Source organism: Spirillospora sp. NPDC049652, assembly GCF_040675125.1.
Classification (GTDB): Bacteria; Actinomycetota; Actinomycetes; order Streptosporangiales; family Streptosporangiaceae; genus Spirillospora.
In genome coordinates this window covers 1-4158 of the sequence record NZ_JBFAOF010000660.1, presented here as the reverse complement: position 1 = coordinate 4158, position 4158 = coordinate 1, and the positions used below count along the sequence as shown (strand labels likewise).

Below are 4158 nucleotides of genomic sequence, written 5' to 3'. Positions count from 1 at the left end.
CGTGTGCTATTCCGTACCCGCCCCGGCGCGCGGAGCCCGTTCGCGGCCTCGGGGTTCGGGGCGGCCGGCGCGCTGCTGCTGCGCCGGCTCGCCGACATCGGCGCGGACGGGCTGACCGTCCGCCGCCCGGAGTCCGGCGATCGTCCCGCCGGGGACGTGGCGCTGCCCGTCCTGCGCGCCGAGCTGGAGGGCCTCGCGCTCGGTCTCGCGGCCCGCTTCGACGCCCGCAACGGGACGTCCCGGCAGAGCGACGCGGTCCGCTCGACCCTGGCCGCCGAGCCGCTGGTGGACCACCTGCCGCTCACCGAGCACGCCCGCGCCGCCGCCGCCGCGCCGCGTCCGGCTCCGGCTCCCGCTCCCGCTTCGGCAGAGGCCGAGGCGGTTCCCGCGGATGTCACGGCCGTGGACGATCCGGACGAACTGCTCGACCTCGCCGAGGAGTCCTGGAACGCGCAGGACACGGCGGCGGCGCTCGCCGCGTACGCCCGCTTCGACGAGGTCACCGGCACCGGGCCGGAGGCCCCGCGCACCGGGCCGGAGGCCCCGCCCGCCGCGGACGCGTCCGCCGCCGAGTGGCTGCGCGCCGCCCGCCGCCTCGACGGCCACGGCCTCGCCCTCACCGAGTCCGGCGCGCTGCCGGAGGCCCTCGACGCCTGGGAGCTGACCCGGTCCTGGTTCGAGCGGGCGGACGAGCCCGTCCGCGCGCTGGCGGTCTCCAGCCGGGTCGGCGCGGTCCTCGCGACGCTCGGCCGCCGCGAGGAGGCCGGCGCCCTGCTCACCGCCGCCGTCGAGGGGCTCGCCGCACTGGACGCCGAACCGGAGCGGGTCCGCGGGTCCCGTATCCGGCTCGCCCAGTTCCACCTGATGGGCGACGATCCGCAGGGCGGTCTCGCCGCGCTGGACGGCGTCGACGCCGAGGACGGGGACGCCGCCTTCCTGCGCGGCCAGGCCCACGGCATGCTCGGGCAGCACGCCGAGTCCGTGGCCGCCCTGCGCACCGCTCGGGACGCCTTCCGCGAGGCCGGGCTGAACGGCCGCCTGGCCCAGACGTCCATGGTCTACGCGCAGCTCGTCACCCACGTCCCGGAAGTCGACGAGGAGGACGTGCGGGCGGCCCTGGACGAGGCCGTCGCGCACGCGCCCGCCGCCGCCGACGCGCCCCTCCTGCGGCCGTTCGCGCACTGGGAGCGGGGCCGCTTCCTGCTCGCCGGCCGCCGCGCCGAGGACGCCGTCCCCGACCTCGTGGAGGCCGTCGCCGCGTTCACCGGGTACGGCCGGGCCGCCGACGCCGACCAGGCGCGCATCGACCTCGCCGCCGCCTACCTGGGCGCGGGCCGTCCGCTGGAGGCCGCCGAGACCATCGAGGAGGCCCTCGCCGTCCTGACCCGGGCCCCGGACGGGCCCGGGAGCGGTGAGCCGGCCGGCGGCGCGGAGGAACTCCAGCGCGCTCGGGTGATCCTGGCGTCCGCGCAGCGCGACCTGGGGGAGACCGAGGCCGCCGACACCTTCGCCGAGGTCGCCACCGCCGAGACCGAGCCGGGCGTGATCGGCCACTTCCTGGAGCAGTCCGCGGGCGTCCTCACCGACGCCGACCGCGACGCGCAGGCCGCCGAGCGCTTCCTCGCCGCCGCCGAGGCGTTCACGCAGGCCGGGGACCTGTTCCGGGCGGTCGACTGCCGCCGCCGGGCCGCGCTGTGCCACCTGTGGGCCCAGCAGGTCGAGGAGAGCCTGGCGGTGATGGCCGAGGCCCGCGACTCCCTGTCCGGACTGCCCGCCGACAACCCCGCCGCGATCACCTGGCACACCGCCCGGATCGACTACGACGAGGCCCGCCTGCTCACCCGCCTGGACCGGATGCCCGAGGCCCTCAAGCTCGCCGACGCCGCGATCGAGGGCTTCACGGCCCTCGACGAGACCGACGCGCGCGACGCCGTCCAAGCCCTCCGCCAGGACATCGCCGCCTCCCTTGGCGACGAACCCTGATCCCGACGCGCACCCTATGAGGCGGACGCACGCCCGCACGAGCTCGATGCGCGGCGCGTGAGCCGACGTGCGGCGCATGAACTCGGCGCGCGGGCGCATGGGCGCGGCGTTCGGGCGCATGGGCGCGGCGTGCGGGCGCAGGGGCTCGGCGTGCGGGCGCACGCGCAGGCGTGCGGTCGTATGGAGCTGGAGGGACGGCGGCCTGAGGTCGGCGCGACCGGACTTGTGAGCGCGTCCGCGACGGCGGGGCGCTGCGGGACGGGTGGGGCCCGTGCGTGTCCGGGTGTTGTCGCGGAGGGTCGCGAATAAGATCCGGAGCGTGTTCTTCAGGCTGGTGACGCGTGCGCTGGTAGGCGCCGGGACGGCCGCCGTGATGGTCGCCGGGATGCCCGCGGCCGGAGCGGGACAGGTCGCGGCGGCGGCCAGGCCGCCGAAGGGGTTCGAAGCGAAGGAGCAGCCGCCGAGAGGGCGGTCTCCCGTGCGGCGGCCGTCCAGGGGACGCGCGGCCGACTTCGGGCTGACGCTCTCGGCGTCGCCGAGTCCGGTACGCGGCGGGGGCCTGCTCGGATACACGCTGACCGTGTGGGACGCAGGGCCGGGCGCGGGATCGCGCACGGCCGAACTCCGCGTTCCGGACGCCGTGGACGTCGTCGGCATCCGCGAGCCCGGCTGCGCCGAGGACGACCGCACGGACGCGGGCCACCCGCGGCCCGGACGTGTCGCGGCAGGCCATCCGCGAGGCGGGCATGTGGTCCGCTGTGCGTTTCCCCAGGTCGCGGCGCGCGGCTCGCGGTCCGTCCACATCCTGGGGATCGTCCGGCCGGACGCGTCCGGGGTGCTGCGCGCCAGGGCCCGCCTCGTGGGCCCGCCCGACCGGGTCGCGCTGGACGACACCGCCGAGGCCGACGTCCCGGTGGTGCCCGGCACGGACGTCGCCGTCCGTCTGGCCCCACCGCACTCACCGCGTAACGGACGCACCGGAAATGTCGTCCCGGTCAGGGTGACCGTCACCGACCGGGGGCCGCGCGCCGCCCACCGGGTCACCCTGAACCTCGGCGTCCACGACGCGGATCTCGTCCGGACGTCCGGCGCTCACTGCCATGAGCTGCGAAAAGGGCAAGTCGGCCGGTATTTTCGCTGCCTGCTGGGGCGACTGCGCGCCGGCCACGCCCGGACGGTCACGGCCTACCTGCGCCGAGGACGGCGCGCGGGGACGCTCGCGGCGTCCGCCGGACTCGACGTCGGCGACACCCGCCCGGCCGACAACGCGGCGACGGTGACGCTCCGTTAGGGCAGCCGGTGCGGTTAGGACAGCCGGTGCGCTCCGGCGGACGGAGCGGTCTCGCTGAGGAAGACCGGGGGAGTCCACGAACGCGCCTCGTAGGCCGCGTTGATGGCGTCCCGGACGCGGCCCGCGCGCTCGGTGTGGGTGAGCACGATGACCGAGCCGCCGAAGCCGCCGCCGACCATGCGGCCGCCTCGCGCGCCCGCGCGAATGGCCTCGTCCACGGCGACGTTCGCCTCGTCCCAGGACACTTCGTACAGGTCGCGCAGGGACATGTGGGACGCGTGCAGCAGGCCGCCGATCTCGGCGACGGCGCCCGCCCGCAGGAGGCCCACGGTGGCCTCGACACGGTGGTTCTCGGTCACCACGTGCTGGACGCGCCGCCGTAGCACCGGGTCGGAGAGCCGGCCGAGCGCGCCGGGCAGGTCCTTGACGTCGCGCAGCGCGTCCACGCCCAGCAGCTCCGCGGCCTTCTCGCACTCGGCGCGGCGCTGGCCGTACTCGCCGCCGGTCAGCTCGTGCGACGCCCGGGTGTCGATCACGAGCAGGGTGAGCCCGGCCTCGCCCGGCGCGAACGGGACGTTCGAGGTCAGGCCGCTCCGGCAGTCCAGCAGCAGCGCGCTGCCCGCCGACGACAGCATCGACGCGGACTGGTCCATGATCCCGCTGGGCACGCCGACGTGCTCGTTCTCGGCGCGCTGCGCCAGCCGGGCCAGCTCGGCGGGCGCGATCTCCACACCGTGCAGGTCGCAGAGCGCGATCGCCGTCGCGCACTCCAGCGCCGCCGACGACGACAGGCCCGCGCCCTGCGGCAGGTCGGAGTCGATCAGCAGGGTCGCCCCGCCCACGCCGTGCGGGCGCAGCACCCGGGCCATGCCGACCGGGTAGGC

3 protein-coding genes are annotated in these 4158 nt (G+C 76.9%); 2 read left to right on the top strand and 1 reads right to left on the bottom strand.

What is annotated here, in order from left to right; genetic code table 11:
• Together AB0J52_RS30090 and AB0J52_RS30085 are read left to right on the top strand one after the other, a co-directional pair.
• Nucleotides 1–1983 (top strand): hypothetical protein (locus tag AB0J52_RS30090; protein WP_500186022.1); only part of this gene is annotated, 1983 nt, incomplete at its 5' end.
• A gap of 319 nt (nucleotides 1984–2302) precedes the next feature.
• Nucleotides 2303–3274, top strand: a complete 972-nt coding sequence (locus AB0J52_RS30085) for a hypothetical protein (RefSeq protein ID WP_500186021.1) — start codon at nucleotides 2303–2305, stop codon at nucleotides 3272–3274.
• A 14-nt stretch (nucleotides 3275–3288) separates the two neighbouring features.
• On the opposite strand, the gene AB0J52_RS30080 is transcribed toward AB0J52_RS30085, so the two are convergent.
• On the bottom strand, nucleotides 3289–4158 hold an 870-nt coding region (locus AB0J52_RS30080), incomplete at its 5' end, for a galactokinase (RefSeq protein WP_500186020.1).